Origin of the sequence: Psychrobacter aquaticus CMS 56, assembly GCF_000471625.1 — a bacterium.
Taxonomy (GTDB): Bacteria; Pseudomonadota; Gammaproteobacteria; order Pseudomonadales; family Moraxellaceae; genus Psychrobacter; species Psychrobacter aquaticus.
In genome coordinates, this window is the sequence record NZ_AUSW01000025.1 from 61318 (window position 1) to 87643 (window position 26326).

Genomic DNA, 26326 nt, shown 5'->3' on the forward strand with positions numbered 1-26326 from the left:
AGTACAAAAAAAGACCTCTAATCATTAGAGGTCTTTTTTATTGGATGTAAATATATTAAGCAGAAGTATTAGTTCGTAATCTTTTTATACTTCGCACGCTTAGGACTGGCGTCATCACCCATGGTCTTTTTGCGATAGGTTTCAAACTCAGAGTAGTTACCATCGAACCAGACGGGACCTTCATCTTCGAATGCCAATATATGAGTGGCAATACGGTCAAGGAACCAGCGATCATGCGATACAACCATGACCGTACCTGCGCTGACAGGGGTTACCCGCTTTTAAGCGGCTATTGTTCGATAGATTAGTATCAAAAGACAATCTGTTATTTTTTCTTCAAAGGATGAACGAACTGTGTCTAAGCTCGTATAATCATTCAGAAGATCTTATAGTAGGTTTTTTCCCTTTTGATAGTATCTAAGATGCTCTTCACTGGGCACCATGTTGCCGCCCGTTGCCCAAACGATATGCACCGCTTGGTCAAGTTTATCAGTTAATCCGTAGCGCTCCAGATATGCTTTGCCTTCGGTAATAACTTTGGAAATACCAGGAACTCCGGCCAATGCTGAAGGCTCAAGATCTATGCCTTCACTGTCATGCATCAAGGCCAGCAGGCGATATAAGTTTTCATCCTCCACAGTGTATATACCGCTTAACAGTGGCTCCATCACATGGCCTACAAATGCTGATGGACGACCGACCGCAAGACCATCTGCACAAGTTTTGTTATCGATACCAAAGTCTTGAACACTCACACTATCATGCAAACCTGTATACATGCCTACCAGCATAGCAGGAGAATGGGTGGGCTCGGCAAAAAAACAATGTACGTTGTCACCAAAAATTTGCTTTAAGCCAAAGGCAACGCCGCCAGGGCCGCCGCCAACGCCGCAAGGTAGGTAAACGAACAGGGGATGTTCTTCATTGACATGAATACCTTGATCGTCCAGCTGCTGTTTCAGTCGCTCAGCAGCAACGCTATAACCAAGGAACAGGTCTTGGGAATTTTCATCATCAATAAAATGGCAGCGAGGTTTTTGTTGAGCTTCGAGACGTCCCTCTTCAACTGCCTTACTATAATCATTTTGGTGTTCTACAACCTTTACGCCTTTGCTTCTCAGCAAATCTTTTTTCCATTGACGTGCATCAGCAGACATATGCACAGTGACTTGAAAGCCAAGCTGCGCACCCATGATACCGATACTCAAACCAAGATTGCCGGTTGAACCGACAACGATACTATGTCTGGAAAAGAGTGTTTTAAAGGAAGCGCTATCGATCTTTTGATAGTTGTCTTCTAATGTCAAAAAACCCGATTCAATAGCTACTGATTCAGCATGTTTAAGTACTTCATAGACTCCACCTCGTGCTTTAATAGAACCAGAAATAGGCAAGTGGCTATCGCATTTAAGGAGTAAGCGCCCATGCATAGGGTGATTATACAGCTTTTGCAAAGATTGCTGCATGAGTGGGATAAAGATCAATGGTGATTCGATAATGCCATTGCTTGCAGCAGTCTCAGGGAATACTTTGGCAATATAGGGAGCAAATCGCCTCAAACGATCGGCTGCGTCAGTTATCTCCTCTGAACCAAGCGGTAAAGATTGTGCAACTTCTGCAAAGGGCTGCAACTTAGGGTTGAACCATGTTAGCGCTTTGGTCGCTGTGATACTCTTTAGCAGCGGGTGTGATTGATACAGCTGTTCTATGGTTTTCTGTTCGGCTACTTTAATCGTCATAAACTACTCTCGTATGAAATTTCTTAATGTAAAATTTTCCAATGCTTGTGCTATTTTTCATATATTGCCTTATGCGTTTATTAAAACGCGATACAACAGTACAAACAAATTCTTTTTTTAAATGCAAGGATGAATATGACTCATGTGAATATCAAACATTCCAGTACTCGGATGTTGGGCAACCTGCATTGCTTTTCTTGTGTCGCCCGCCACATGAGTTTTACCCTTGCAGCAGATGAACTTTGCTTAACTCAAAGCGCTGTCAGTCATCGAATCAAGAATCTAGAGGAGCAGCTCGGATTCGGTCTATTTCTAAGGTTTAACCGTCGCATCCAGCTCACTTATGAGGGCGAACAACTGTGGTCGGTCTTGAATAGTTCGCTCTCTGCCTTGGATATGACCATTCGTGATTTGCGTAATCAGGACATTGGCGGGCACTTAACCCTATCAGCACCCCCTTCTTTTGCTCAAAATTGGATGACACCGAGACTCGTCCAGTTTCAAAAACAGCATACACGTCTGTTCTTACATTTTGAAACACACAGCCGCTTAATAGATTTTTCACGAGAAAATATAGATATTGCTGTTTATTACGGTAATGGTGAATACCCAGGATTGCATTCTCAGCTGTTAATGACAGAGTTTCTCCAGCCCGTATGTAGTCCACAGTACGCTCACGAACACGATTTGTACGACAAACGAGAAAATCTAGCACATTGCCAATTTCTTCACGATGTCAATGCTTGGCCCGATGCTGGTGCACATGCTGAATGGGAATATTGGTGCGAAGCATATAGCATCGCCTCAGTTGACTTAAGTTGTGGATATTCTTTTGATATGTCAGAAATGGCTGTTAATGCTGCCAAACATGGTTTGGGTATAGCTATGGGTCGACTCAATCTAATTAATGATGATATAAAGCGCGGTCAACTCGTCACCCCTTTTAAACAGAAGATACAAGCGAAGCAGCGTTATTTTGCAGTTTGCCACCCAGACCGTATGGATCGCCCTGCGATTAGTGCCTTGTTACATTGGTTATTGGAGACAACGCAGCAAGATAAGTTTGCCCAGAGTCTGGCTGTCTCCGTTTCTAAGCGTCTTTAATATAGCGCAAGCTCACTATTGACGTTCATTGATTTTTCATAGGAACTTTTTAAAACAATAAAAAAGGCGTAACTTGCGTTACGCCTTTTATGCATACACGGATATTTTGTCTAGCAAACTAATTTGTAATCTTCTTATACTTCGCACGTTTAGGGCTGGCATCTTCACCCATGGTCTTTTTACGATAGGTTTCAAACTCAGAGTAGTTACCATCGAACCAAACTGGACCTTCATCTTCGAATGCCAATATATGAGTGGCAATACGGTCAAGGAACCAGCGATCATGCGACACGACCATTACCGTACCTGGGAATACTTGAATCGCATCCTCTAGCGCACGTAAGGTTTCGATATCCAAATCGTTTGATGGTTCATCAAGCAGTAATACGTTTGCGCCCTGCTTTAATGTCTTCGCCAGTTGCAAGCGGTTACGCTCACCACCTGATAGTTGACCGACACGTTTTTGCTGATCTGAGCCTTTGAAGTTAAAGCGACCGATATAGGCGCGGCTTGGCGTCGTATAGTCACCAACGGTAATAATATCAAGACCGTCAGAAACTTCTTCCCAAACAGTCTTATTATCATCTAAATGATCACGTACCTGACCGACATAGGCCACTTTGACACTTTCGCCCAAATCGACTGAGCCAGTATCTGGCGTATCGCGCTCAGTAATCATGTTAAATAGTGTGGTTTTACCTGCCCCATTTGGACCGATAATACCAACGATAGCACCCGCTGGCACGTTAAAGGTTAGGTTTTCATACAATAAACGATCGCCAAATGATTTAGAGATATCGTTTATTTCAATGACTTTATTACCCAAACGAGGACCAGGTGGAATATAAATCTCGGCTGTTTCATTACGCTGCTGGAACTCTGTTGAGTTCAGCTCTTCAAAACGCTGGACACGAGATTTAGATTTAGCCTGTTGGCCTTTTTGGTTTTTACGAATCCACTCAAGCTCTTTTTTCAACGCTTTGGCAAATGATTCTTCTTGTTTATTCTGCTGCTCTAGACGCGTGTTTTTTTGCTCTAGCCACTCAGTATAGTTGCCTTCATACGGATAACCATGGCCACGGTCAAGCTCCAAGATCCACTGAGCAACATTATCCAAGAAATAACGGTCATGGGTAATGGCCACGATAGTACCGCTGTAGTTCTGCAAGAACTGCTCTAGCCATGCGACAGACTCAGCGTCCAAATGGTTGGTCGGTTCGTCAAGTAATAGCATGTCAGGGCGTGACAACAGTAGACGGCATAGTGCCACACGGCGTTTTTCACCACCTGACAGCTTGCTCACATCCGCATCCCATGGTGGCAGACGTAGCGCATCGGCTGCTTTTTCTAGCTGATTGTTTAAGTTATGAGCGTCCCACGATTGGATGATGTCTTCCATCTTGCCTTGCTCTTCAGCCAATTTATCAAAATCGGCATCCGGCTCTGCATATTCTGCATAGATAGCATCTAGACGAGCTAGCGCGTCTAAGGCTTCGCGCATGCCGTCTTCGACATTGCCACGGACATCTTTGCTGTCATCAAGTTGTGGTTCCTGTGGCAGATAGCCAACTTTAGTGCCAGCTTGTGCACGCGCTTCACCACTAAATTCAGTGTCGACGCCCGCCATAATGCGTAGCAAAGTTGATTTACCTGAACCGTTGATACCCAAGACACCAATTTTGGCACCAGGAAAAAACGACAGGTTGATGTTTTTTAAGATTTCACGCTTAGGCGGAACAAGTTTTGACACGTTGTTCATCGTGTAAATATATTGAGCCATTAACACTCCGATAGACTGCATAGAAGAGAACAGCAAATGCAACTCAGCGATGATGCCAAGCGTGCTGTACCTCAAAATCAGGGTTACAAATTATAGGCCATTATCGCATTGTGGCGCATACCCTGCAAGCTGACAGGTTGTTTTAGCACATGTTTTGCTACTTTTATCGTAGAGAACCACGCTTCATCCATAAAAGCTGGCAAAAACCTTTAATGAAGCTTATAAGTTAATATTCTGATTCATTGCTGTTTTATAAAGTCCACAAAAAATAGCATCAAAACTTTCGCAAATTTAATCAATAACCGTTAGCATGTTAGAATAACTTAACAGCATTGGATAAATTGATTTAAGACATAATCATTAAAAGACCTGTAGGCTGATAGTGTTCCGATGTCACATACTTTAATAGCATTTATAAAGGTACTCATAATATGGCCAACGGCTATCGCCCTGAAGTTATTCAACGTGCGTTTGTCGATTTTGTCGGGTCACGTTTACATCCGTTTTGGTCACTGACAGCACCAAAGCTACGTCTTTTGGCACGGTATACACTGAGTGAAGACTTAATCGCGCTACAGTTTGAGACCAATCAGGCCTTTAGACAGCAAGTATCTGACTGGCAAGGTGGGCAATACGTAAATATAAGCGTGCTTATTGACGGTATTTATCATCAGCGCAGTTATTCATTGGTGGGTTTAGCGCACCAGCCGCTCTGGTGGCATGATGATATTGATACTAAAGCGCGAAAAAATAGGTCGAATCTTACGGTTACAATCGCTATAAAACCGCAGGGATTGGTATCAGATTACTTAACCAAACGTATGCCAATTGGTACGATTCTTAATAGTAGTGTCCCAAGTGGCTCATTTACTTTGGCACAAGCATTATTAGCAAAGCAAAGTACATCGATTGATAAGCATGCTGCCGCAGACATGCTTAAACAATCAGCACCGTTATTGTTTATCGCGGGTGGCAGCGGTATTACGCCGATGCTGGGACTCATCACGCAAGCATTGCAATCCGGACATCAGGTAACTTTATTACATTACAATCGTACGCCACTACTCGATAATCAATGGCAACAATTGGCTGCCATGTATCCAGCCTTTACCTATCATCTGATTAATACCGAAGATGCCAATAGTTATTTGGCAGGCACACGACATATAAGCACAGACAGTTTGTTGGCACTAGATTTACCATTGGCAGATACACAGATATTTGCTTGCGGTTCCCATGCTTTATTGGCTGGCCTACACACTGCTACGAATAAGATAACTTTGCCCAATGGTAAAAAACTGCGCGACCACGTGACTGTAGAAAACTTTGGTAATATTTTGCCCGATTTTTACGGCGAGCAAACGCACGATAAAGCAGAAAAACCAGGCAAGCAGACGGTTTATCTGCGTGCACGGCAGCAGCAGTTTAGCAGTGACACGACATTATTGGTTGCCGCTGAAAAAGCTGGTATTCGCTTGACCCACGGTTGCCGGCAAGGCATTTGCCAATTGTGCCGCTGCCATAAAATCAGCGGTGTGGTCAAAAACATTCAGACAGGCAAAATGAGCAGCGATGGCGATGAATTTATCCAAACCTGCATCAATGTTGCCATGACTGATATAGTATTAGATGTTTAAATGGACTGCTATAGTCGATTCTAAATAAAACAGATACATTATATTCCAGTCCTGCTGACTCTTTTTTATACTGAACTCACTATATCTAGTCGATCCCATTTAACAAGGATACAGGTTCATACAGTCAAATACTCACAACCACTGATGCAACAGAAAAATAGCCTGACGTTACGTCATGCTGTATGCTAAAAATTAGACAACTCATTGAACCAAACCCATTATTCGTTATTTGAGTGGTTTCGGTTAAGGACTATTTATGCGCTTATTACCTCCCATGAACACCGCCCAATCTGCTGTGCCAATTTTGACGACACTGACGGATGCTCAACTGGCGATGCAAGAAAATCTCCCGCTGAAACCACAACCCGCCGATTCTCATCATGCATATATGGCAACGAACGGAAGTGGCTTTCGTAAAAGCGAACCCTCTCAGTCTATGCGCTATCCTACGTTGACTGGCACTCCATTAACAAAAGCACAGACAGAAGCGTTGGGCGAAGAATTACAAGCAATCTATCAAACCGTGATGGACTCGCTAGGCAGCGATGACGCACGATACATTCAACGGGTGTATGCCACAGTGGTCTATAGTGAGCTGGTCGCACGTGGTCTACTTATCGCAGCAGGACAATGGTCATCAAAACGCTATCAATTAGGCACTTGGTTAGCGGGTACAGCTTTGCTCAGTTTCAGCAAAATATTAAACAATATGGAGCTTGGACATAATGTGATGCACGGTCAATATGACTGGATGCAACATCCGCATCTTAACAGTCAAAAGTTTGACTGGGACATCGTCTGTCCTGCGCCATTATGGCAACACTCACACAATTACTTGCATCACACTTTTACCAATATCCTTGATCGTGATCATGACGTGGGCTATCACCTGATTCGCGTAACTGATGAGCAACCTTGGACACCAAGCGACCGCTATAACATGCTTAGTACAGCCGTGTTGGCATTTGGTTTTGAGTGGGCCGTCGCCTTTCATGATATTCAAATCAGTGTAGAAGAGTATGCAGACTCTCCTGAGCTGCACAAAACAATGCAACAAAAATCGCGTGCATTGTTTGCCAAAATCGCACGACAAGTAGGTAAAGACTATGTAGTGTTACCCGCCACAGTAGGGCTGACACTGGGTCGAGGCAGTGCCATTAGCACACTAAGCGGCAATATGACTGCCAATGTTGCTCGTAATCTTTGGACATGGGCAGTGATTTTTTGTGGGCATTTCACAGAACAAGCGCATATTTATACGCAGCTTGATCCCAATGAGAGCAAAGGCGATTGGTATGTGCGCCAAATTCTAGGTTCCAGCAATATCCAAGGCCGTAAGTGGTTTCATATTTTGACGGGTAATTTGTCGCATCAAATTGAGCATCATATCTTCCCTGATATGCCCGCCCGCCGCTATGCCAGTATTGCTCCGCAGGTACAGGCCATATGCCAAAAATACAACTTAGCCTATAACACGGGGCGCTTTGGTACGCAGTTTCGCCAAGTATTGGGACGTATTCGCCACTTTAGTAAACCCAGCCCAGAAGAATGGCATGCTCATACACAGTCGATGGCCAATACAGACAATACGGCTTCTAATAATGTTGATCCAGACACGCAACATTCAGGTGGTCTAGGCCGATTTCTTCCTCCTGTCGTCCGTCAAGCTATCTCCTATGCGTGGTAGCTGATTGAAATCTGCTCTTACGTTAAGTATCTAGCGTGTTGAACGCCAATTGTTCATACTAGAACTCATTTAGAATTTTATAGCAGTGGGTTTTTATGGCTATTATTGCTATCACGACCAACTTAAAAACGATAAAAATTTGATCCTACTATTTAATAATGGAGAGTCTACATGAGCAACCAAAATCCTAAATCAAATCTAGATATTACTCATAATCAAGCAGCGAAGCGTTTTGAGGTGTCTATCGACAACCAGATTGGTTATATCAGCTATCAAGAGCGTGACGGAAAATTGATATACGACCATACTATCGTACCGCGAGAACTGGGCGGACGTGGCGTTGGTTCAGCACTGGTCAAGCACGCGCTTGATTATGCCCGCGAGCAAAATAAAAAAGTGATACCGCAATGCTCTTTTGTGTCGTCATACATCAGCAAACATTCTGAATATCAAGATTTGGTGTAATTCAATATAACTCCATCCTCAACAGATCGTTTAATACATCTTAATGTCGTCTTAAGTATTTGATAGAGTCTGATCAATATAAAAAAGAGATCGCTAGACTGGGATGAATTTTTCGCAGCCTCTGCCAGCAACGTCACAGCAAGCAAGGAAAACTATCCTAACAGTGCGTTATCATGGTTGTACCGATTTTATTGAGGATCAACTATACTAATTATAGAATAAAGTTTATTCTATAATTAGTATAGTTGATCCACTGTGTTACCTACCCCAAAATTAGAGTAGCAAAGAAGACGAGTTTCAGCCCTACGTATAGTGGACTAAACGAGTTTGATGCAGCTCATCATATTTTTAGGGTTTGGTACAATTTTAATAAACCAATCCAACATAACAATAAAGGTTATTAATATGAGTAGTTTATCGGACAAACAAATCAATTTGCAGCTAGAAGATTTGGCAGGTTGGGAGCGCGATGGTAATAGCATTGTCAAAAGCTATCATTTTGCTGACTTCATTGAAGCCATGAGTTTTATGAACCAAGCCGCTTTTCATGCTGAAGCACTAGAGCATCATCCAGAATGGCAAAACACTTATAACGTGGTAAATGTACGATTGACCACGCACGATACGGGCGGTATTTCCAGCTTAGACATTCGTTTAGCGAAACGAATGGAGCACATTTTGCAGCCAAAACATTTTTAGGCCTATACGCTTATTGTGCAGTTGGTAATTTAACGCACTCTAATAAAACACAAAAAAAGTCCTCAATTGAGGACTTTTTCTTATTTAATAATATATGTTTTACTATTACATCTTGCGGCTGACAAATGCAACGATGAATAAGATAACGGCCACCGCTAAAAAGATATATGCCAAATTGGCCGATAATCCAGCAACACCGCCGAAACCTAATAAACTTGCTAACAGTGCAATGACTGCAAAAATAATAGCCCAACGAAACATAATTTTCTCCTCAAATGATTGTTAAAACACCAGATGGATAAATGCGTACAGTAAGTTTTAATCAAAATATTATTACTGATATCCATTTTTACCTATCTAGTGGTGTTCTTATTTTTCTAACTTATTTTTTCTAATACAAATCACAACTGCTTACAGCCATAGATTAGCAATGTTTATCTTCAAAAAACGTTCGTTTTAGTAATAATCTCAGTAGGTTATGTAATTTTTGTAGCGAATCTTAGCATTCTGTCACTTTTACCTAGCTTTATAGGATTTATGTGTGTACATGGTTAGCTATTACTGAATAGCACGTCTTTCTATCCTATAATCTGCTATAAATATAATAATAGGTAATAAGTATTTCCTGCGTATGACAGTCTTTTGAAAGATCGCTGTTAGTAAAACACAAGTTTTAGCAATAAAAACTCGGAAGCCAAATACGCGCTTAACTTATATATAATTTGGCCTTGGGTTAAATTATTTACCAAACCCTTATTAAGGATAATAAATATGGACAACAATACGGACACTTCAAGCATGCAACAAAACAATAGTGAAAAGCGCTCTTATGCGGTGGTTTTATATGGCGCCACAAGCTTCGTTGGCAAAATCACAGCGCATTATTTAGCAGAATTTTTATCCAATGCAAAAGATAAGAATGGCGCTAATGTCACTTGGGCAATCGCTGGCCGTGACGAAGAAAAATTGCAGCAGCTGCAGTCTACACTCACCAGTAACGTCGATATTATCGTGGCTAATAGTAATGATGCAGCCAGTCTTGATCAGATGACCAAACAAACTCAGGTGATCATTTCAACTGTCGGCCCTTATCTGAAATATGGTGAGCCTTTAATCAAATCTTGCGCTGATAATGGCACAGACTATGTCGATCTCACAGGCGAAGCTATTTTTATCAAAGACATGATGGACAAATATCAAGATACAGCCACACAAAGCGGCGCCCGTATTGTCAACTCCTGTGGCTTTGACTCTATTCCTTCCGACTTAGGCGTGTATTTTACCCAAACCAAAGCAGAAGAAAAATTTGGCGACATTTGCGATGTGATTCACATGCGGGTAAAAGCGGCGAAAGGCGGCCTGTCTGGCGGTACTATCGCCTCGATGGCCACTATCTTTGAAGAAGTCGGAGAAGATAAATCCCGCCGTAAACAAGTAGCCAACCCTTATTTGCTCAACGACGATAAAGACGCCCCAAGTGTACGTCAAGATAATATCAACAAACCACAATATGACAGCGAACACAAACGCTGGCTTGCGCCTTTTGTTATGGCAAGCATCAACACGCGTATCGTCCATCGCACCAACCAATTGCTTGGCTATGAATATGGCCGTGACTTCAAATACGATGAAGCAATGTGGATGAAAGACGGGGTAAAAGGTCAACTATCGAGCTATGCAATGAGTGCCGGCTTATTTGGCTTTGCGACAGCCATGATGATCAAACCGAGCCGTGAATTACTGTCTAAGCATGTGCTACCTAAGTCAGGCTCTGGACCTTCTAAAGAGGAACAAGAAAACGGCTATTTTGATATTCGTCTCTTTGGGCAAACTGCCAAAAAAGAAACCATTAATACCAAAGTGATTGGTGACAAAGACCCCGGTTATGGCAGCACCTCACGCATGCTGGCTCAAGCGGCATTATGCTTGGCACAAGACGTCAGTAAAAAAGATGTCGGTGGTGGTTTCTGGACACCGGCTTCTGCTATGGGCGATAAGCTTTTAACACGTTTAGAGAGTCATGCAGGTATTAGCTTTAAAGTTGTCAATAGCTAGATTCTTTAAATCTTATAACACTATAGATTCTGACTATTAACGCTATTTATTAATGACCGCATCTTGTCTACAAGGTGCGGTTTTTTATTGTCTCAACTATCAGTATTGTTATAAACAATGTTAATGAATAATAATACCGTAGCATTTTAGTGAATGATGTTGCCGATTTCCGATTTTTCAATACATTATGCTACACATTGCTAGCGTAAGGTCACAGCTACATTGCAATGATTGTCATAGGATAAAACAGGTTATGGCATTATTCTTATGACGTTATATTTAGCGTCCTGAATCTAATAATTAGGACAATACTTTAAAAATAAGTCTTTCTAAAAACAAGTAATGACTTCTACAAAGGTAAGTGCCAATAAAAGAAACTCCTTATAAAAAACGCTTTAAAACAAACTGCGCTGTGTAATCTGCGCTGCTTGTATTTGCAATATTCTACAGTCAAAAAATTAATCTATCATTGAGAGGAAACTATTATGAAATTGAATCTACTAACAGCCGCTGTAATGACCTCAGGTCTTGCTATGTTTGCTAGCTCTGCCAACGCTGCCATGACAACCGATGGGCATGGTAATGTTGGTTATGACAGCTATGATGAGTGTGTCACAGCCGTCAAAAATGGCTCTGCCACATTTTATACACCTTATACTTATCAAAACCCTAAACGCCAAGCTGGCGAAGTAGCTGTCAAAAAGATGCGCTTGTCAGAAGTAATGATTCCGCAAAGTGTGGTTGATAACAATAGTTTGCGTACTAGTGATTATTCTGCAGGCGCTTGCGACCTAGGTGTAGGTCAATCAAACGGTCGTTACGGTGTTTCAGGTGCTCTAGTGGGTAAATATGTGCCTATCGCGGCCGATATGCCAGTCAACGTTTATATGGACAGAACAGGCAACCCTGTCCGTCTAACCATGCAGCAGTGTGACAACCATTTTGGCAGTAAATTTCCAACACCCGTTATCAGCGAAGCCAAAGCGCCAGAAGCACAAATTGCCATTACCGAAGCGCGCATTATGGAACCAGTCATCGTTGAAACCACTCGTGTCATTCGCCCTACCAAGTACAGTGTTAAGGGAGTCATTATTGCCCCAGAAGATCAAATCAAACGTTTAAATACCACTCAAGGCACAGCAGTTGCTGTTGAAGGAATAAATCGTACTGTTGTCGTCGGCGAACAAGCGGACGCGGACGTGATTGATAACATCGAAATTGATCAAACGTTCCCAGTCATTCGTGTCCCTAACGTTGAAAACCAACAACGTATTGTTGACCCAAACACAGGTAAATATATTATTGTTGAATAAAAAACTAGCGAAAAACTTAGCTTAATTCTATACAAAATATGATTGTGACATTTTCATAACGTCACAATCATATACTAAGCTGTTAGACTTTTAATCTATCCACTACTGAATGATTGAGTACTTAGTTGTTATTCTCACACTTGGAGTTTGTAATTGATTTAGGTTGGCTTATAAAACTCTTCACCAAAACGGATCATGATAATCGCTTAATGATTATCATGATTTTATTTTTTCTAAAGGTTGAATGTTAGAAATATTAAATATATATATTTAAAATACTAAATTAATTTTCAATATATATTTTTGCTAAATAGAATAATTCTGAATAAGAGTCAAGTTTGAACCATTTTAAACTGACATTATAAGACTATAAATTAAGGAATTCATTAATGAAAAGACGTACTCTACCTTTATCGCTACTCGTTGCCGCCACGCTTACCATCCCAAGCTTGGCAATGGCTGCTCCTAATAATACGGCACAAGCAGACATGCAAACCGCACAAGCGGCAGCAAATATGCAAGCAGCGCAAACTGCATCTACTAATAATGCCATTGAGATGGAGCGTGCAAGTGCTAACAGTGCAAACGCAAACCAGTCTAATCCGTTTGTCATTAATGAGACGCAAAGAATCTCAAGAGCCAGCGTGAATAGAATTAATAACAATACTAACCCACAAACAATGCCTACTGACCTACAAACTCAGCAGCAAGATATGCAGCAACCAATCGATATGCAGCGGCAAGCTCAACAACAAGATATGCAAGACCCAGAAGAAGCATTACTACAAGAACAAGATTCACAAGAAGACATGCTACAAGAAGAAATGGCAGAGTAAAAAATTTGACCAAAGGGTTCAGAAGACACTCGATAAATTATTAAATCAATAGAAATATTGGTTTTGATAATTTAAAATGAAGCACTTAATAAAGCATTTTTATTAAATTCTCTCACATATATTCGATGTAATAAAAAAGGCAGCCTATGGCTGCCTTTTTTATTACTTGTCACTGCTACTATCAATATGAGCTATTTTTTAGTTTTAGTCACGCCAGCTTCTTGTAATAGCGCACCTAAGGTGCCCATTTTGCTAGGAGCCTCAGCTCTGTCAGACTTTGGTGTGGGCGCTTTGCTACGAGTATCGGTACTGCTTTTGTCTTGACGACTGCCACGTGGCTTTGACGAGCGCTTGTCAGCGGCTGGACGACTGCTGCTTGGACGAGCACTACGTGGACGACTGACTTTATCATCGTTATCTGCATTTGCCTCAGAAGATTTTGCTACTGGGCGAGCTGGCTTTTCAGCCTCAGGCTTCATGCTAAAACCAATGCGGCCACGTTTTTCATCAATGGAGATGACACGTACCGAGACAATATCACCTGGTTTTACACGATTCATCGGATCTGCAACAAAATCGTTGGCCATTTGTGAGATATGAACCAGACCATCTTGATGAACACCGACATCGACGAAGCAACCAAAGGCGGTCACATTAGTAACGACACCCTCTAACGTCATGCCTTCACTAAGGTCTTTAATACTGTTGACATCATCACGGAAGTTGGCCGTTTTAAACTCAGGACGAGGATCACGTGCAGGCTTAGCAAGCTCATCTAAGATTGCTTTTACACTGATGTTATCGTCGTTAGCAGCAAGCGCAGTAGTATCAATCGTATTCAACACACCATCGTTACCGATGATTTCTGGCAATGCTTTGCCCGTTTGCGTTAATAAGCTATCAACCAATGCATAGCTTTCAGGATGCACGCCTGTCGCATCAAGTGGATTGCTACCACCATGAACACGCAAGAAGCCTGCTGCTTGTTCAAAGGTCTTAGCACCTAAGCGTGGGACGTTTTTCAATGACTCACGACTGTCAAATGCGCCATGCTCTTTACGATAAGTGACGATTTGCTGCGCGACATTTTTATTCAAACCAGCGATATGCGCCAAAATAGCGGGACTTGCGGTATTCACATCCACACCAACGGCGTTTACACTGTCTTGAGTCACTTTATCCAAGCTATCTGCCAACTGGCTTTGATTCACGTCATGCTGATATTGACCAACACCAATGGCTTTTGGATCGACTTTGACCAACTCTGACAATGGATCTTGTAGACGGCGAGCGATAGAAACGGCCCCGCGTACCGAGACATCTAAGTTCGCCAATTCATCACTGGCCAGCTCACTGGCTGAATAGACAGAGGCACCAGATTCATTGACGATGACAGCTTTGGCTTTTAGCGTATCATTGGCCGCTAAAATCTCTTTAATCATGGCGTCTGTTTCGCGACTCGCGGTACCATTACCAATAGCCACCAAATCGACATTATAAGTGCTCAATAGCTCGTCAATAACTGACTTTGCTTCATTCATTTTATTGTCAGGGGCAAACGGATAGACCGTCGCCACGACAGGCTTATCATCATTATCTAACATGACATGACCTTGAGCATCGACGATCGCCATTTTGACGCCATGACGAATGCCAGGATCAACGCCTAAGATAACTTTACGACCCGCAGGTGCTGACATCAATAAGTGCTGCAAGTTATTGGCAAAAACATCGATGGCATCAGCTTCAGCGGTCAGACGTTTTTCAGTTAATAAACGATGCTCAATATGCGGACGCCATTTATCTTTCCATAGGCTACTAGCGGCTTCTGCTAAAAACTCACGACGGGCAGCAGGTGCTTTGGCATCGACATCAAAATGTGCAATGATTTTTTCGATAAAAGGCGTGTCTTCGCCTTCAATTTTTAGCCCCAAGACGTTTTCTTGACGACCACGTAACATCGCTAACAGGCGATGATTAGGCAGACGCGCAAGGCTTTCGCTATGTTCGAAGTAATCTTTGAACTTCTCACCGACTTCACGTTTTTCGTCACTAGCCACGTTCGAGACGATGCTGGCGGTTTTGGCAAAACCACTGCGCAAATTATCTAACAAGTCTAATGCTTGCGTCCATTCATCAACGATGATGGCCTGTACACCAGCCAATTGCTTGTCGATATCGCTAAAATCCACCTCAATCTCATTACCACTATCATCGGTAATGCTAGACTGCATTTGATAGTCAGCTAGCGCGTCCGTTGGGGTAATCTCTTGCGTCATGACGGCTTGCGCGGCAACGTCGAGACCAGCGGCACGAGCTTTGGCAGCGGGTGAACGGCGACGCGGACGATATGGCAAATAGATATCTTCTAGCTCAAGTTTAGATGTCGCATTATCAATGCGCGTCTGTAGCTCGTCGGTCAAATTGCCTTGCGTGCTCAGTAGCTCAGTAATTTTGAGGCGACGAGTAGCCATGTCACGCTCATAATTGAGAGACTTCTCTAACGCTCGCAATTGCGCATCGTCGAGATTCTGCGTCTTTTCTTTGCGGTAACGGGCAATAAACGGAACAGTCGCGCCTTCATCGTAAAGTTTGACAAACGCATTGACTTGAGCAGTCTTAATGCCAAGCGCGCGAGCAAGCTTGTCGTGAATATTCGCGTGTGTGGTTGCATCCAAAACCTGTGCATTTGTCGAGGTTTGAGATGGCGTTAAGGTATCAGTGCTACTCATATACGTATCAATCGTTGAGAAATGTAGCTTTGCATTATAGCAAAAGCTGCATGAATAAAAATCCTTTTTATCTTTTCGTTATTTATCGCGTGTTTTGTAGCAAAAATCGCCTTATATCAGCAGTTCGGTCGCCTTGTTAAACAAACGCATACAGCATTTTTCTTTATGAGTGATGCAATTATGACTGCAATCTTATACACTAAAGTATCAATCGTAAAAATATTACTAATGACTGCTATATTGAACAAATGTAGTTATTTTTAGAAGATTTCTCGATAATCAATGGATTGACCATTAAACAATGACACAAGCAATGACACTATTTTTGTGAACCATCATATTTTGACTAAAAGTTAATTGTTTCTACTAATAATAATTTTATAAGAGGATGCCTGTATGCCTGATAATACCAGCCCCGATACTCTGACACAGCGTATTTTAGTCGTCGATGATGACGCCCGTCTGCGCTCTTTGTTGCAGCGCTTTCTAGAAGACGATGGTTTTGTCGTTCGTACGGCACACGATGGCAGCCAGATGGACAAACTGATGCAACGTGAGCTTTTTTCGTTAGTGGTATTAGATTTGATGCTACCAGGCGAAGACGGTATCAGTATCTGTAAGCGTCTACGTGAAAATAATGGCGATATCCCTATTATTATGCTCACGGCTAAAGGGGGCGACGCCGATCGTATCGCCGGACTTGAAGCAGGGGCGGACGATTATTTGCCAAAACCTTTTAACCCAAAAGAGCTGTTGGCTCGTATCAAAGCGGTATTACGTCGTCAAAACCGTGAGCTGCCGGGTGCCCCAAGTCATCAACTTGAAGTCGTTGAATTTGGCCCATGGACACTAGATCTATCGACTCGTACACTCAAACGTGACGGCAACGTAGTCACCCTAACGACAGGTGAGTTTTCTGTCTTGAAAGCTTTGGTTCAGCATCCGCGTGAGCCATTGACTCGTGACAAACTGATGAATCTTGCGCGTGGTCGTGAATGGGGTGCGATGGAGCGATCTATCGATGTACAGGTCTCTCGTTTGCGTCGTCTGATTGAAGACAACCCTTCACAGGCGCGTTATATTCAGACCGTATGGGGCGTAGGTTATGTATTCGTTCCTGACGAAGCTGACGTTGAAGCCGTTAAAAGTGAGTAATTTTCATTCAATACCTTTAACGCTATGAGCCCTGCTTTGAACACCTCTACTATTTTTCAAAACATACCCTGCACCTTGGTGACAGGGTTTTTGGGGGCTGGCAAAACCACAGTGATCAACCAGCTGCTTTCTATCAAGCTTACCGATGAGCGCTGGGCATTACTGATTAACGAGTTTGGTCGGATCGGTATTGATGGTGCGCTACTGACCAGCTCGCAAGACAATACCGCTGAGCAAAACAACATTGCTATTCGTGAAGTCAGTGGTGGTTGTATTTGTTGTACCAGTCAGCTGCCCTTACAAATCGCTATCAGCCGTCTGCTCAGCGACCACCATCCGCAGCGACTGCTCATTGAGCCCACAGGGCTTGCGCATCCACGTGAGCTGATACGTCAACTCAGTGCGCCGCATTGGCAAACAGCGCTAAAGATGCAGGCGGTGATAACGGTGCTTAGCGCTGTGCAATGGCAGCAAGACAAATATCGTACTCACGATGGCTTTCAAGCGCACGTTCGTGATGCTGATGTGTTGGTGATTAATCGTTACGCTCAATTGAACGATGGCGAAAAACAAGCGCTGCAAGAATGGATAGCCAAGCTCAATTCGCAGGTAAACATCTTTTGGGCGCCTTCTGTGCAGACCACGCCAGAGGACGAATATTCATTGAACGCCTACTTATCAGCATTACGCACCCAGCTGACCAAGCCCAGTTGTACTATCTTAAAACAGCGTACTGTGAATATTGCTCACCCTCAAAACTCCACCGTTCGCTTACAGCCACTGAATAAGTCTCTAGCGGCTGACTCACTTTCAAGCCTTTCTACTGTCGATAATGAGACTCAGACTGACACAGATCTTGATCAGCCTTATCGTTATCATGAAAAGCAGCAAGACATACTGTTAGCAGGTTGGCGACTGCCAGCGCACTATGTATTGAAAGCGGATAATTTACAAGATTGGTTATTAAAGTTGCCAAGCTGGCAGCGTATCAAAGGTGTGGTGCATACTACTGATGGCTGGCTACAGATCAACTTTACCCCTGATAGCTTAACCACCAGTACGGTTAGCTCACAGGTTGATAGTCGGTTAGAGATTATCCTACAGTTAGATGAAAATAATAGTGAGGCTCAAGATACAATCGCAAAGGATAATCAAGTAGGCACCGAAAATGAGTCTTCACCTTCCACTTTTATAGAATTACCGTCTATCATAGATTGGGATGCGTGCGACCGCGAGCTAATGGCGATGGTTATCTGATGAACTCTTTCAAAAAATGAGAGTAGCAAGATATAATCGGTGAAAAGTAATATCGATACAACACGTACTGCTGGTGCAAATTTTTCTTGCTTGCTGTGCCTACGCAGACAGAGGCTGCAAAAAATTTACACCAGCAATACTGTAGCGACTTTAAAGTATTTCAACTATAAATACCGCTATCCTATAAAATCCGCACAAAAAATGCCCTCTACTATTTACATAGTAGAGGCATTTTTTTAATTAACGCAATTGGCTGTCTTTACTACCACGCCGATTGAATAGCTCAGCAGCTTTTGCCTCTTGCTCAAGCTCGGTCTGACAGCCGACACAATGCTGGATACCCGGCACTGCTATGCGCCGCGCTTCTGGAATGGGACTGCCGCATTCATCACAAAACTCAGCACTAATACCGGTCGGTAACGAGCGTCGTGCCCGTTCTAGGGCATCGTTAACGGTCGCATCCATTTGTTCGTGCTCAGCACCATCTCTTGACCAGCCACCTGCCATGATTTTGTCCTATTTTTTTTATTGAGTATCATCCGATACATAAAATTCTTTAAGAACAAATAGATGGGGCTTCTACTCACTGATTGCAACCTATGAGTGGACGTACAAGCCCTACATAAAACGTGATGATATTGGCCAAAAATATCGCTGCTAATCCTTTGGCTGTAGCTCGACCACTTGTCCACGCACCCCGATACTGTCATCGCTCATGAGACAAACATAGCCTGCCATAATGTCTTCCGGCGTTTTTAGACTCATAGGATTCTCTCCTGGATACGCATGAGCACGCATGTTGGTACGCGTGCCGCCAGGATTGACGCAGTTAAATCGCAGATTTGTGGTATTTTTTGTCTCTTGGGTAAAGATATCACTCATACCTTCTACCGCTTGCTTTGATAGCGCGTAAGCTCCCCAGAAAGCGCGAGGATTTGTACCAACTGTGCTAGAGGTAAAGACAATAGAACCATGATCTGCATCTTTCAATAACGGCAGTAATGCTTGGGTGAGCATAAATGTCGCGGTAAAGTTGACCTTCATCACTTGGGCAAACGTATCAACGTCATACATCTCAAGCGGTGTCAGTTGTCCAAGCATACCAGCATTATGCAAAATACCATCCAGCTGTCCGACTTCTTTGTTAATTAGTCCTTCTAGCTGCTGCATTTCGGCATAGGTCGCCCCTTCTAGATTCATCGGTAGCATGGCTGGCTGCTTACCACCAAAGCTCTCAATCTCATCATACACATACTCCAACTTGCTACTGGTACGTCCCAATAGCAAAACGGTAGCGCCATAACGGGCATAGGTCAGTGCTGCCACACGGCCAATACCATCGCCTGCACCCGTCACCAAGATAGTTTTGCCGTCTAGGCAGTTACTAGCTGGCACGAAATTACGAATGTCGTCATGAGCCAAAGGCTGAGTAGAGTTTTGGGCGGCTTGAGAATTATAGTGCTGCGTAGCTGACTGATTGGTCTGGTCACTCATGGTATTACTCACTACTTATCGTTTATATAGTTAGAATGCGAAGGCGTGTCATCAATTCAGCTGACTTTAATTGTCATAATCTAATTGATGACAAGCCCTAGGTAATAATCAAGGCAATTTATAAATATTCAAATTTACCAGAAGAAAGCAATAACCGGTTTAATTCTTCAGGAGTATTGGTGATGTAATCAGCATTCCATTTCTTTAGATTCTTTTGGTCTTCAGGTGGAATATAACCATAAGCGGCTACAATCGTTGGCATGCCAGCTGCATTGCCAGCTTCGATATCTCTTATATGATCGCCAATATACAGAACACAGCCAGCGGCACCGCGAGGGATAGCAAGCTTTTCTAACGCCATATACATGGGCTCTGGATCAGGCTTGGAGCGGGACACATCATCAGGACAGATCAGAACGGCACAGCGCTCATCTAACTGCATCTTGTTTAGTAATTGCTCTGCCAAATAACGGGGCTTATTGGTCACGATTCCCCATGGCACATTCTTTTCTTCAAGAGCCGTTAATACAGCTTCCAGTTCATTGAAAACGCAACTGTCGACGCATATCTCTGCTTCATAGTCGTCTAAAAACTGCTGGCGAAAATCGAGTAACTCTGCCTCACTGACCTCAAGTTGATCGTTGTGCCGTAGCATCAACTGTACCATTGCCGACGCACCCGCAGAGACTTGCTCACGAATGTCTGCTTCAGGTGGCGCTTGCCAATCATTTTCGCGACTCATTTTACCGATGATACGGACAAAGTCAGCAGCAGTATCGATTAATGTCCCATCAAGGTCAAATAACACCGCTTTTACAAATTGGGTCATAGTGAATGCTCTCAAAATTGGTAACGTGTTTAATAAAATAGCATGGCGTACAAATAACGCACTATGGCATTAAGCTGAAATTATGGGTTTTTGTACGGCCATCATATAGTTAACATCGACATTTTGTGCCAGCCAATAGCGCTTGGTCAGCGGGTTATAATGCAAACCAATAATGTCTTGGCGTGTAAATCCAGCATCGATGGCCATTTTGTCTAGCTCAGCTGGCGTAATGAATTTGGCATAGTCATGCGTACCGCGATCCAGCAAGCGTAATACATACTCTGCCCCAACGATGGCAAATAAATAAGATTTCGGATTGCGATTAATTGTTGACAACACACAAACACCGCCTGGGGCCAATAGCTCAAAACAAGCCTGTACAATCGAGCTGGGGTCAGGCACATGCTCAAGCATCTCCATGCAAGTCACCACGTCAAATTGACCGGCGTGCGTTTTTGCTAGATCTTCTACTGGGATATGCTGATAGCGTAAAGTATCGGCTAAACCGCTCTGCTCTGCATGCAGTGCCGCCGCTTTTAGGTTCTCGGTACCCAAGTCAATTCCTGTTACATCTGCACCGCGCCGTGCCATGGATTCTGACAATATACCGCCGCCACAACCGACATCAAGTACTTTTTTACCAGCCAGCCCAGTATCTGCTGTTTTATTCACGGCTGCCATATTATGGCTATCATGGTCATTTTGATAACCTTCATAACCCTGATAGCCATGCTTGATGTTTTCTTCTATCCAATTCAGACGCAGAGGATTGATTTCGTGCAAGGTCGCAAACGCGCCCGTATTGCTCCACCATTCGCTGGCCAAGTTGTTGAATTTTTCGACTTCGCTAGGATCTACATTGATGGCGGTCATTTTGTCATCGAGAGAGCCATTTGCTTGTTCGTTCGAAGCAGTCAAAGATAGAGCTGCGCTCATAGCGTTTTTCCTTTATTGTCATTATCATTATTATCGTATCAGGTGCACGAAGCTGGATTTAATATTAGCATGAGAGGGACGGTTTTGTCGTGAGTACATCGTCACCGATTGTGAATGGGCTTAGCAAGTCTAAGCAACCATAGGTGCAAGTCGAAAGAAGCAAGATACCTTAAAGAATAGCTCACAGCTTTACAACCATCAGTTAAGAATCGGATTCACAACTACATGCGTTTTGCGTTATTATAGTCGATACGCCACTTCAGTTCGATTGCACTTGGTTTGACTGCCCTCGGCGCTATGGCGTTTATACACTTTAAAAACTATGTCTTCAAAACCATAGATACAGAAATACCCTAATGAACCCTAAGTCTTCACACCTCAAGGATAAAGTATGAAACGTGTCATCACACTGACTGGTCTGGCTATGGCCATTGGACTTGCCACTATGGGCGCACAAGCGGCCGACTATGTCGCTGGCAAAGACTATCGCGTGCTAGACAATCCAGAAAAAATTAGCGGTGATGCTATCATTGTTCGTGAGTTTTTTTGGTATGGTTGCCCGCATTGTAATGTTCTGAATCCACACATGGAAAAATGGGCAAAAACCAAGGACAAAGACGTTGCATTTTTTAAGACTCCAGCCGCGCTAAACCCTGTTTGGGAAGCCAACGCTCGTGGTTTTTATGCCGCTCAGCTCCTAGGGTTTGAAAGCAAAACGCATGACGCATTGTTTGATGCCATTCACAAAGACGGCAAAAAACTATTTGATCAATCTTCATTGAGCAAATGGTATGCAACAAAAGGTGTGAATGAGAAAAAATTCAACAGTCTTTATAACTCATTTGCTGTTGGTACAAAGATTGGTCGTTCACAAGCAGGTGCTAAGCGCTACCAGCTCTCTGGCGTACCAGCCGTGGTCGTACAAGGCAAATATGTTGTAACGGGTGAAAGTGCAAAAGTGCCTAAAGTTGTGGATTATTTGGTCGATAAAGCACGCGCTGAAAAGAAGTAATTCAAACCGTACTGATGCAGGATGTATTTATATATCAAAAAAGCCAATCATTCGATGATTGGCTTTTTTGTTTGTTATCGATTATATAGTCAATACCAAATAAAATGGATACACAATATTATGAGGCGTGACTGACCATGCGAATTATATCTTTTAGAATTGAGATTACTATTTTTTTAACTGCGATAAGATAGCCACTTCACGAATATAACTTGCCAAGTCTTCTTTGGCCTCTGCCATCAGCTCATCATCTTGCATGTGTTTGGCGTACTCAATCCACAATAGCAATTGATACATGCTATGGTGCTCAGAGGCTTTGTATTGTTTGACGAATTGTTTGAGTGTTCCTTCATCATCGATATTTAAACGCCCATACCAACTTTCTATTTTTGAGATTTGCTCTTTTGGAAAAACCGCATCAAACAACGCTTTTACCAGTTCATGGCGATTTTCTTCGCTAATAAGTTTGCCGACACGCTTGGTTTGGCGATTACGCGCATTGGCGCTGGTAATATCAGCCAGTGCCATCAACTCTGCCATAAAATAATCGCTGGCTGGCAGGGCTTTTAGCTGCTTTTTTGATAAGTTGGCAAGCGGTATCGACAACTGTTGCAAGCGCTCATGGGATTTTTTGAGTTCCGTACGCGAGACGCGCATGTCCTGTTCTGACCAGTCAATCATAAAAACTTTCCAAAATAATAAGTAATAGAATAAATCATATTTGTTTTTTAACGATAACTACCAACGACTTTTCTCACGATGCTTCGCCAGCACTTTTATGCCTTGTGGCATCGTATCAACAAGGCGACGTTGTAAGTTATCAGCGATAAATACTGAGCGATGTTTACCACCCGTACAGCCAATCGCCACCGTCACCGTATGACGATTATTGTGCAGAAACTCTGGTAGCCAACGCGTCAAGAATCGCTCGATATCATCCGTCATCTCAGACACTTCTGGACAATCTGCAAAGAATGTTGCAACCTCTGCATCAAGACCTGTTGCATTACGCAACTCAGGATTCCAATGTGGATTTGGCAAAATTCTCACATCAAATACAAAATCGGCATCCATAGGGCTGCCATATTTAAAACCAAAAGACAGCAGGTTAATGACAATCTGATTATTCACACCAACGTATTCACGCAAATTGTCTTTTAACTGATGAATATTCAGATTACTGGTATCCATTCTGATATCGGCGTGACTAGCGACTGGCTCTAATAGCTCCACTTCTTTTTTGATCGCGGCAGGTAGATTAAAAGCAATATGCTTAGCATGATCACTATCGGTGTCCTGCAACATAAGTGGATGGACACGGCGAGTCGCATTAAAACGTGCTATCAACGTACTGTTTTGCGCTGTCACATACACAATTTTTACTGCGTGGTTCCCATAAGTTGCTTTTAGAGATTCATGCATTTCTACAAAGTTGGACAAATCAGCACGTGGCGTTCGGATATCAACGCCAAGTGCAATACGGCAAATACCACTTTCATTTACCAATTTGTGCGCAGCGTTTGGCAATAGGGACAGCGGTAGATTATCAATAGAGTAATACCCCAGATCTTCTAATATATTCAATACTGACGTTTTACCTGATCCTGAAAGACCAGATACAACCAGAATACTCAGCTTATCCGTTGCTGACTTATCCGCTATCTGCTCCTCTTGGTCGTTGCTTTTGTCCTGATTTAAATCCATGATTCATCCATCCTAGTCCATTGCATTCAGCAAATCACTGCATCAAAACGATTGATTCACCGTCACTAATTGGTTATCCAATAAACGTGCACGTCCTAGCCAAGCAGCAACCAAAACAATTAAATTTTTATGTTCTACGGTGGAGGCTGTAGCATTATTAGCGACAACTTCCAGCTCATCCGTTTTTATTTCTAGATAATCAATAATGAAACCAGCCTCAGTAATACGCTGATGTGTTTCGGCCAATAACGAGCCAAAATCCTGCTCACGCTGATCGTCGCTTTTTAGTTTTTGCACCATATACTGCAGCTCTCTATGGAGTACAGGTGCTATCTGACGCTCAGCCGCATTCAAATACTGATTGCGTGATGATAGCGCTAATCCATCAGCAGCACGGACAATAGGTGCACCGATGATTTCAATGGGATAACTCAAATCACGTACCAACTGCTTAATAATGGCGAGTTGCTGATAGTCTTTTTGCCCAAAAACCGCCATATCAGGCTGTACGATGTTGAACAATTTGGAGACGACAATGCCAACACCATCAAAGTGGCCAGCACGCGATTGACCACATAACTGAGCCGTAATAGCACCAGCGAGTACAGAGGTCGGTGGCGGCAAGACTGGATACATCTCGTCGATACTGGGGGCAAAAACATAGTCCGCCTCCACAGTGGCCAATTTTTCGACATCCTCATCTAGTGTACGAGGATAGCTATCAAAATCTTCACCAGCCCCAAATTGAGTAGGATTGACAAAGATACTGACTACCACGATATCAGCCTGCTGTTTGGCAATTTTTACCAGCTCAAGATGACCATCATGCAGATTGCCCATCGTTGGTACTAGCGCAATACGCTTTAAACCAACCTGACTGTCATTTTGGTGACCACGATAAGACTGCAAGGCCGCTTGTAAGGCTGAAATATCATGATAAATAATAGGCATTGTTGAGTATTCTTCTATTTAAAATCTTGTATAAGACTAGGGCGTGTCATTAATTAGATTATAAGGATTAAAATGTATCAATGTGCGATTTGATGACACGCCCTAGCTAAACTGGTGCTGTTCTGTTGGGAATGTGCCTTCACGTACGGACTGCTGATACAGTGCAAACGCACCTTCTATACTGCGAGCGCTGTTACGTTCATCAGTCAAAAAATCATGTACAAAACGCGGTACGCGACCGTGAGCCATGCCCAGCATGTCATGCATGACCAGCACTTGACCATCGGTATCTGCGCCAGCACCAATGCCAATCACAGGCACTGTTACAGCTGCCGTCACAGCTTTTGCAAGTTCAGCTGGCACACATTCTAACACCAACAGCGCGGCACCAGCAGCGACGACAGCCTTAGCATCCATAAGTAACTTCTCAGCCGCTTCATCACCACGTCCTTGGATTTTGTAACCACCAAAGACATTGACAGATTGCGGCGTCAAACCGAGATGCACACAGGTTGGTGTACCTGCCTGCGCCAACGTCGCGACCAATTCACAAAGCTCACTGCCACCCTCGACTTTAATCACATGCGCGCCAGCTTGCATCAATTGCCGACTATTGATGACAGCTTCTGGCAACGTCACATAACTCATAAATGGCAAGTCAGCCAAAATCAAAGCATGCTTATTACTACGGGCAACATTGGCAGTGTGATAAGCCATGTCATTGACTGTCACTGGTAGCGTTGAATCATGACCTTGTACAACCATGCCCAAACTATCACCAATCAAAATGGTATCAATCTCTGCTTTATCCATCATCCGTGCAAACATCGCGTCATAGCACGTCAAACAAGTAAATTTGATACCGTCTTTTTTAAATTTATTCAAAGTAGATAACGTTGTCATATCACCCTCAATTAGTCTGCAATGCCTTTAACTATCAC

Annotated in this window: 23 protein-coding genes and 1 pseudogene; 11 read left to right on the top strand and 13 right to left on the bottom strand. The window is 43.1% G+C overall.

Translation table 11 applies throughout. From position 1 onward, the window contains the following. Positions 1-68 precede the first annotated feature (68 nt). Positions 69-266: pseudogene (locus M917_RS06720) on the bottom strand (energy-dependent translational throttle protein EttA); the annotation flags it as partial. Positions 267-386: 120 nt separating this feature from the next. After that, the gene (locus tag M917_RS06725; protein ID WP_021814041.1) at positions 387-1739 is read right to left on the bottom strand and encodes a D-serine ammonia-lyase; all 1353 of its coding nucleotides are present in this window, start codon (positions 1737-1739) and stop codon (positions 387-389) included. A gap of 135 nt (positions 1740-1874) precedes the next feature. On the opposite strand from M917_RS06725, the gene dsdC reads away from it, so the two are divergent. After that, positions 1875-2843: a DNA-binding transcriptional regulator DsdC gene (gene dsdC / locus M917_RS06730; protein ID WP_021814042.1), complete on the top strand. Its 969-nt coding sequence runs from the start codon at positions 1875-1877 to the stop codon at positions 2841-2843. A 118-nt stretch (positions 2844-2961) separates the two neighbouring features. Here dsdC and ettA read toward each other — a convergent pair whose 3' ends face one another. After that, entirely contained in the window at positions 2962-4623 is a 1662-nt protein-coding gene (gene ettA, locus M917_RS06735; RefSeq protein ID WP_021814043.1) for an energy-dependent translational throttle protein EttA, read from the bottom strand. A 431-nt stretch (positions 4624-5054) separates the two neighbouring features. Between ettA and M917_RS06740 the strand changes: the two genes are divergently transcribed. The 4 genes from M917_RS06740 (at position 5055) to M917_RS06755 (ending at position 9111) form a co-directional block, all read left to right on the top strand. After that, entirely contained in the window at positions 5055-6260 is a 1206-nt protein-coding gene (locus M917_RS06740; protein ID WP_021814045.1) for a flavin reductase family protein, read from the top strand. 256 nt (positions 6261-6516) lie between these two features. Beyond that, positions 6517-7947 carry a fatty acid desaturase family protein gene (locus M917_RS06745; RefSeq protein ID WP_021814046.1) on the top strand — a complete coding sequence of 477 codons (1431 nt, stop codon included), beginning with the start codon at positions 6517-6519 and terminating at the stop codon, positions 7945-7947. 171 nt (positions 7948-8118) lie between these two features. Next, positions 8119-8412 (top strand): GNAT family N-acetyltransferase, encoded by a 294-nt coding sequence (locus tag M917_RS06750; RefSeq protein WP_021814047.1) that lies wholly within the window; start codon positions 8119-8121, stop codon positions 8410-8412. A 405-nt stretch (positions 8413-8817) separates the two neighbouring features. Beyond that, positions 8818-9111, top strand: coding sequence for a 4a-hydroxytetrahydrobiopterin dehydratase (locus tag M917_RS06755; protein WP_021814048.1), 294 nt, complete (start codon positions 8818-8820; stop codon positions 9109-9111). 105 nt (positions 9112-9216) lie between these two features. Here M917_RS06755 and M917_RS13990 read toward each other — a convergent pair whose 3' ends face one another. Further along, on the bottom strand, positions 9217-9372 hold the full coding sequence (locus M917_RS13990; RefSeq protein ID WP_021814049.1) for a DUF1328 domain-containing protein: 156 nt from the start codon (positions 9370-9372) through the stop codon (positions 9217-9219). A 510-nt stretch (positions 9373-9882) separates the two neighbouring features. Between M917_RS13990 and M917_RS06765 the strand changes: the two genes are divergently transcribed. The 3 genes from M917_RS06765 (at position 9883) to M917_RS06775 (ending at position 13315) form a co-directional block, all read left to right on the top strand. Next, positions 9883-11166 carry a saccharopine dehydrogenase family protein gene (locus M917_RS06765; RefSeq protein ID WP_021814050.1) on the top strand — a complete coding sequence of 428 codons (1284 nt, stop codon included), beginning with the start codon at positions 9883-9885 and terminating at the stop codon, positions 11164-11166. Positions 11167-11651: 485 nt separating this feature from the next. Then, on the top strand, positions 11652-12479 hold the full coding sequence (locus M917_RS06770; RefSeq protein ID WP_021814051.1) for a hypothetical protein: 828 nt from the start codon (positions 11652-11654) through the stop codon (positions 12477-12479). A 389-nt stretch (positions 12480-12868) separates the two neighbouring features. Beyond that, on the top strand, positions 12869-13315 hold the full coding sequence (locus M917_RS06775; RefSeq protein ID WP_021814052.1) for a hypothetical protein: 447 nt from the start codon (positions 12869-12871) through the stop codon (positions 13313-13315). A gap of 191 nt (positions 13316-13506) precedes the next feature. On the opposite strand, the gene M917_RS06780 is transcribed toward M917_RS06775, so the two are convergent. Continuing rightward, the gene (locus M917_RS06780) at positions 13507-16047 is read right to left on the bottom strand and encodes a Tex family protein (protein WP_021814053.1); all 2541 of its coding nucleotides are present in this window, start codon (positions 16045-16047) and stop codon (positions 13507-13509) included. 396 nt (positions 16048-16443) lie between these two features. On the opposite strand from M917_RS06780, the gene ompR reads away from it, so the two are divergent. Then, positions 16444-17202 (top strand): osmolarity response regulator transcription factor OmpR, encoded by a 759-nt coding sequence (gene ompR / locus M917_RS06785; protein ID WP_021814054.1) that lies wholly within the window; start codon positions 16444-16446, stop codon positions 17200-17202. Positions 17203-17226: 24 nt separating this feature from the next. After that, positions 17227-18459: a CobW family GTP-binding protein gene (locus M917_RS06790; protein ID WP_021814055.1), complete on the top strand. Its 1233-nt coding sequence runs from the start codon at positions 17227-17229 to the stop codon at positions 18457-18459. A 240-nt stretch (positions 18460-18699) separates the two neighbouring features. On the opposite strand, the gene M917_RS06795 is transcribed toward M917_RS06790, so the two are convergent. The 4 genes from M917_RS06795 to ubiG form a co-directional block, all read right to left on the bottom strand. Continuing rightward, positions 18700-18966, bottom strand: coding sequence for a DksA/TraR family C4-type zinc finger protein (locus M917_RS06795; RefSeq protein ID WP_021814056.1), 267 nt, complete (start codon positions 18964-18966; stop codon positions 18700-18702). 150 nt (positions 18967-19116) lie between these two features. Further along, positions 19117-19953 (bottom strand): YciK family oxidoreductase, encoded by an 837-nt coding sequence (locus M917_RS06800; RefSeq protein WP_021814057.1) that lies wholly within the window; start codon positions 19951-19953, stop codon positions 19117-19119. 118 nt (positions 19954-20071) lie between these two features. Continuing rightward, positions 20072-20782: an HAD family hydrolase gene (locus M917_RS06805; protein ID WP_021814058.1), complete on the bottom strand. Its 711-nt coding sequence runs from the start codon at positions 20780-20782 to the stop codon at positions 20072-20074. Positions 20783-20851: 69 nt separating this feature from the next. Next, the gene (gene ubiG / locus M917_RS06810) at positions 20852-21718 is read right to left on the bottom strand and encodes a bifunctional 2-polyprenyl-6-hydroxyphenol methylase/3-demethylubiquinol 3-O-methyltransferase UbiG (RefSeq protein WP_021814059.1); all 867 of its coding nucleotides are present in this window, start codon (positions 21716-21718) and stop codon (positions 20852-20854) included. A 391-nt stretch (positions 21719-22109) separates the two neighbouring features. On the opposite strand from ubiG, the gene M917_RS06815 reads away from it, so the two are divergent. Then, positions 22110-22730: a thiol:disulfide interchange protein DsbA/DsbL gene (locus M917_RS06815; protein ID WP_021814060.1), complete on the top strand. Its 621-nt coding sequence runs from the start codon at positions 22110-22112 to the stop codon at positions 22728-22730. 168 nt (positions 22731-22898) lie between these two features. Here the strand turns inward: M917_RS06815 and yjgA are convergent, their stop codons facing one another. The 4 genes from yjgA to panB all read right to left on the bottom strand — a co-directional run bounded on the left by yjgA (position 22899) and on the right by panB (position 26288). Then, on the bottom strand, positions 22899-23411 hold the full coding sequence (yjgA, locus tag M917_RS06820) for a ribosome biogenesis factor YjgA (protein WP_021814062.1): 513 nt from the start codon (positions 23409-23411) through the stop codon (positions 22899-22901). 57 nt (positions 23412-23468) lie between these two features. Continuing rightward, entirely contained in the window at positions 23469-24434 is a 966-nt protein-coding gene (gene rapZ, locus M917_RS06825; RefSeq protein WP_021814063.1) for an RNase adapter RapZ, read from the bottom strand. Between the two features lie 42 nt (positions 24435-24476). Next, a complete protein-coding gene (panC, locus tag M917_RS06830) occupies positions 24477-25385 on the bottom strand; it encodes a pantoate--beta-alanine ligase (protein WP_021814064.1) in 909 nt (302 codons plus the stop codon). Positions 25386-25487: 102 nt separating this feature from the next. Further along, complete coding sequence (panB, locus tag M917_RS06835; protein WP_021814065.1) at positions 25488-26288, bottom strand: 3-methyl-2-oxobutanoate hydroxymethyltransferase; 801 nt, start codon at positions 26286-26288, stop codon at positions 25488-25490. Positions 26289-26326 lie beyond the last annotated feature (38 nt).

Bases quoted from the DNA above. Each gene is read 5' to 3' on its own strand.
- M917_RS06725 (WP_021814041.1), bottom strand. From the start codon at position 1,739: ATGACGATTAAAGTAGCCGAACAGAAAACCATAGAACAGCTGTATCAA.
- dsdC (WP_021814042.1), top strand. From the start codon at position 1,875: ATGACTCATGTGAATATCAAACATTCCAGTACTCGGATGTTGGGCAAC.
- ettA (WP_021814043.1), bottom strand. From the start codon at position 4,623: ATGGCTCAATATATTTACACGATGAACAACGTGTCAAAACTTGTTCCG.
- M917_RS06740 (WP_021814045.1), top strand. From the start codon at position 5,055: ATGGCCAACGGCTATCGCCCTGAAGTTATTCAACGTGCGTTTGTCGAT.
- M917_RS06745 (WP_021814046.1), top strand. From the start codon at position 6,517: ATGCGCTTATTACCTCCCATGAACACCGCCCAATCTGCTGTGCCAATT.
- M917_RS06750 (WP_021814047.1), top strand. From the start codon at position 8,119: ATGAGCAACCAAAATCCTAAATCAAATCTAGATATTACTCATAATCAA.
- M917_RS06755 (WP_021814048.1), top strand. From the start codon at position 8,818: ATGAGTAGTTTATCGGACAAACAAATCAATTTGCAGCTAGAAGATTTG.
- M917_RS13990 (WP_021814049.1), bottom strand. From the start codon at position 9,372: ATGTTTCGTTGGGCTATTATTTTTGCAGTCATTGCACTGTTAGCAAGT.
- M917_RS06765 (WP_021814050.1), top strand. From the start codon at position 9,883: ATGGACAACAATACGGACACTTCAAGCATGCAACAAAACAATAGTGAA.
- M917_RS06770 (WP_021814051.1), top strand. From the start codon at position 11,652: ATGAAATTGAATCTACTAACAGCCGCTGTAATGACCTCAGGTCTTGCT.
- M917_RS06775 (WP_021814052.1), top strand. From the start codon at position 12,869: ATGAAAAGACGTACTCTACCTTTATCGCTACTCGTTGCCGCCACGCTT.
- M917_RS06780 (WP_021814053.1), bottom strand. From the start codon at position 16,047: ATGAGTAGCACTGATACCTTAACGCCATCTCAAACCTCGACAAATGCA.
- ompR (WP_021814054.1), top strand. From the start codon at position 16,444: ATGCCTGATAATACCAGCCCCGATACTCTGACACAGCGTATTTTAGTC.
- M917_RS06790 (WP_021814055.1), top strand. From the start codon at position 17,227: ATGAGCCCTGCTTTGAACACCTCTACTATTTTTCAAAACATACCCTGC.
- M917_RS06795 (WP_021814056.1), bottom strand. From the start codon at position 18,966: ATGGCAGGTGGCTGGTCAAGAGATGGTGCTGAGCACGAACAAATGGAT.
- M917_RS06800 (WP_021814057.1), bottom strand. From the start codon at position 19,953: ATGAGTGACCAGACCAATCAGTCAGCTACGCAGCACTATAATTCTCAA.
- M917_RS06805 (WP_021814058.1), bottom strand. From the start codon at position 20,782: ATGACCCAATTTGTAAAAGCGGTGTTATTTGACCTTGATGGGACATTA.
- ubiG (WP_021814059.1), bottom strand. From the start codon at position 21,718: ATGAGCGCAGCTCTATCTTTGACTGCTTCGAACGAACAAGCAAATGGC.
- M917_RS06815 (WP_021814060.1), top strand. From the start codon at position 22,110: ATGAAACGTGTCATCACACTGACTGGTCTGGCTATGGCCATTGGACTT.
- yjgA (WP_021814062.1), bottom strand. From the start codon at position 23,411: ATGATTGACTGGTCAGAACAGGACATGCGCGTCTCGCGTACGGAACTC.
- rapZ (WP_021814063.1), bottom strand. From the start codon at position 24,434: ATGGATTTAAATCAGGACAAAAGCAACGACCAAGAGGAGCAGATAGCG.
- panC (WP_021814064.1), bottom strand. From the start codon at position 25,385: ATGCCTATTATTTATCATGATATTTCAGCCTTACAAGCGGCCTTGCAG.
- panB (WP_021814065.1), bottom strand. From the start codon at position 26,288: ATGACAACGTTATCTACTTTGAATAAATTTAAAAAAGACGGTATCAAA.